The organism is Wolbachia endosymbiont of Wuchereria bancrofti (genome assembly GCF_002204235.2).
In the GTDB taxonomy this organism is placed as follows: Bacteria; Pseudomonadota; Alphaproteobacteria; order Rickettsiales; family Anaplasmataceae; genus Wolbachia.
This window is the reverse complement of record NZ_NJBR02000048.1, coordinates 1-3,158: the sequence shown is the minus strand read 5'-3', so window position 1 is coordinate 3,158 and position 3,158 is coordinate 1. Positions and strand designations below refer to the sequence as shown.

The following is a 3,158-nucleotide window of genomic DNA, read 5'->3' as shown; positions in this document are numbered from 1 at the left end:
AAACCTGCAATTCCAACTCTACACAATGCACTTTCTGATCCACCTGCAATCATCACGTCTGCTTCACCAAGTTTTATAGCTCTTGCTGAATTTATGATTGCGTGTGCACCTGTTGCACATGCAGTTACTGCTGAATCATTTGGACCTGTGAATTCGTATTTGATAGAAACATGGCCAGATATTAAATTTATTAAGCTTGCAGGAACAAAAAATGGACTAACACGTCTGGGTCCCTTTTCCTGCATGATAATTACATTTTCCTGAATTGATGGAAGACCACCTATGCCAGAGCCAATAGCTACACCAACACGTTCTCGGTTAATGCTTTGATTTTCCAAAATTAGTGAATCATCTACTGCCTGAATGGCAGCTGCAATACCGTAGTGAATAAAGCGATCTGTCCTTTTTAGATCTTTCTCAGAGATGTAATTCAATGGGTTAAAACAGTGCTCAATGTTGTCATGTTGTAAGGGAACTTGCCCTGCAACTTTGCAGGTAAGGTCAGAAGCATCGAATCTGCTGATTTTCCTTATACCAGACTTACCATTTATTAACTTAAGCCAAGTATTTTCAACATCTGCTGCCAGTGGAGTAATTAAGCCAATACCAGTAACTACTACTCTTCTGCTCATTTAATATCAACTATTGTTTTTTTTTGTTACTAACATACTCAACTATTTGTTCCATAGTTTCCATTTTTTGTGCATCCTCATCAGGGATTTCTATTCCAAACTCTTCTTCTGCTGCCATGATTATTTCAACTGCGTCTAAACTATCTGCGCCATGTTCTGAAAGCTTTGAGGAGTTATTAAACTTCCCTACATCCTTGCTAATATGCTCTAATACAATCTTTTTTATCTTTGCTTCTATATCTTCTCTAGTACTCTTTGCTAGTTCACTATTCATTTTTTACCAAAAGATAATTTATTCTTTGATATTATAGAAAATTTTTATGTTTGCAATATCTTTATATGATTGATAAGCTATGACAATTTCTTACCGCTTCAGCTGAGGTATGCTTTAGTATCATGCGCTGAGCAATTAACAAGCTCGAAGATGCTAGATAAAACAACAAAAAATTTGCTTATTACAGAAATAAATAAATTTTTACCTGAAGATAGTCAAAACAAGCTTATATCAGCTGTGCGTTATGTGCTTCTTGCTCCTGCAAAACACATACGTCCATTTTTAGTCGTAGCTTCGTCACAAGTATTTAATGTTGAGGTTGAGAGGGTAATATCGATTGCTGTGGCAGTTGAATGTGTTCATGCCTATTCTTTGATTCATGATGATTTGCCATGTATGGACAATAGCAATACTCGCAGAGGTCAGCTAAGCTGTCATAAAAGATTTGACAAAGCAACAGCAGTACTTGCAGGAGATGCACTGCTTACTTTGGCTTTTGAAATATTATCTTCATTAAATGAGGATAGCAATAAGCGCTGTGAAATTATAAAAGCGCTCTCTCAAGCAATAGGAGCCAAGGGAATGGTAGGGGGACAGATTTTAGATATTAAAACGGCGCTCCATGTCATCCAGCACCCTGACTACTTGGATCCAGAAAGTTCAGTTGTAAATGAGCACACCAGACAGCTGTGTAATAAGAACAGAACTCTGGAGTCATGCGCTAAGATAACTCCAGATAGTAAAGTAAAAGAAATTCACTTAATGAAGACTGCAAAACTATTTGCGGCTTCATGTGAAATAGGTGCTATAATAGGGAGTGCTACAGACAAGCAACGTAGAGCATTATATAATTATGGAGTGAATCTAGGACTTATCTTTCAGGCTAAGGATGATATTAGAGATTACAAACAAGATGAAGTGAATAATTTGATGTCTATGCTTAGTAAAAGTGAAATAGAAAACTATATAGACAGTCTCTTTAAACAAGCTTTGGATAATCTGGGTGGGCTTTCAGGAGATACTAATTATTTATATAATTTATTGAATCAAGTAAAAAGAGATGGCTAGAAAAATTATACTACAATTGCTTATTTCCGTAGTGATAATTTTCACTTTAGCTTCTGCATTTGTGTTTGTTGTTGTTTGTATAAATAAAGGTAAACCAGAGAGGAAGGACAAGCTTTATGAGATAAATGCTGCGCATAGTAGTTTGGTACAGACGATAGCATATTATCTGGTGAAGCCAATACTTGAATCAGCGCTTGATCGCTATATTGAAAAGCATGGGCTGATAGAGTATTTGAAAGAAATAATGCAACAAAAAGTAGAAAAAGATTCAATAAATTTTTATGAAATTATAGAAGGCAGTGGCAGTAGAGCTTTCTGCGGTCAGGAAGTCGTATTACAAATGTATAAAATATCTGATAATTTAGCAACACCGCTGCCACTGCCAAAACAAACTTCTGATGTTACTTTGGTAATAGGTCAAGATAACCAAAGAGAGGTGGGTTTAGGGGTAATAGGTATGAAAGAAGGTGGAGAGCGTGTAGTTACGATAAATAATATTGCTAATAAGAATGGAGTGAATTTTAATTCTTATTATATTAAATTAATCGAAGTAAAAGATAAATATCCTGATTCAGTGAATAGTATGATGATTTTTAACGAATTAATTAACAAGACTGGAAAACAAGTAAAGTGCGGTGACAGGATATCAGTTAAATATAGCTTAATGGGACATGATGGTGAATATATAATCAAAAATCAAACAGTGCAATTTAAGGTTGGCAATAAAAAAGTACCACTTGCTATGGAGCTTGGGGTGATAGGAATGAAAGAGGGTAATAACAGAACTATTATTTCTCCGCCGGAACTTTTGAACGTTACTGATGATATGTTAATTAAAAATATAGATTTTGACGAAGAGAGTGTTTCAATAATTAGCTTAAGCTTGGATGGCAAGCAAGAAATAGCAGCACATCACTCTACTGTTGAGGAATAGTTAAGGATATAGCTAAAATTTTAAATTTATTAATACAGCTACACAAATGTTATGATTTGAGTCTACCAGGTGGCTTTCATGCCAATACTTCCTTCTTCTGTCATCCCAGTTTGTGACACTGTGATCCAGGTTTTTTTTAGACTCCAGTGTTGCACACTGAAATGATACCCTACTTTTTTTCTGGATCTCAGATTTGAATGATCTCTCTCTTAAATCGCTTTAGCCGTAAATGTTTAAGAAACTCACCAAG

General features: G+C 35.4%; 4 protein-coding genes. 2 read left to right on the top strand and 2 right to left on the bottom strand.

The window, feature by feature from the left end:
• On the bottom strand, positions 1-632 hold a 632-nt coding region (locus tag CCY16_RS02795), incomplete at its 3' end, for a beta-ketoacyl synthase N-terminal-like domain-containing protein (RefSeq protein WP_281250503.1).
• Between the two features lie 10 nt (positions 633-642).
• Positions 643-906, bottom strand: coding sequence for an acyl carrier protein (acpP, locus tag CCY16_RS02790; RefSeq protein WP_088414795.1), 264 nt, complete (start codon positions 904-906; stop codon positions 643-645).
• Positions 907-1,056: 150 nt separating this feature from the next.
• Here acpP and CCY16_RS02785 point away from each other — a divergent pair, with 150 nt between their 5' ends.
• The gene (locus CCY16_RS02785) at positions 1,057-1,974 is read left to right on the top strand and encodes a polyprenyl synthetase family protein (protein WP_088414793.1); all 918 of its coding nucleotides are present in this window, start codon (positions 1,057-1,059) and stop codon (positions 1,972-1,974) included.
• Entirely contained in the window at positions 1,967-2,908 is a 942-nt protein-coding gene (locus CCY16_RS02780; protein ID WP_088414791.1) for an FKBP-type peptidyl-prolyl cis-trans isomerase, read from the top strand. Before CCY16_RS02785 ends, CCY16_RS02780 begins: the two co-directional genes overlap by 8 nt.
• Positions 2,909-3,158 lie beyond the last annotated feature (250 nt).

Coding starts and splice junctions, on each gene's coding strand:
- CCY16_RS02780 (WP_088414791.1), top strand. CDS start 1,967: ATGGCTAGAAAAATTATACTACAATTGCTTATTTCCGTAGTGATAATT.
- acpP (WP_088414795.1), bottom strand. CDS start 906: ATGAATAGTGAACTAGCAAAGAGTACTAGAGAAGATATAGAAGCAAAG.
- CCY16_RS02785 (WP_088414793.1), top strand. CDS start 1,057: ATGCTAGATAAAACAACAAAAAATTTGCTTATTACAGAAATAAATAAA.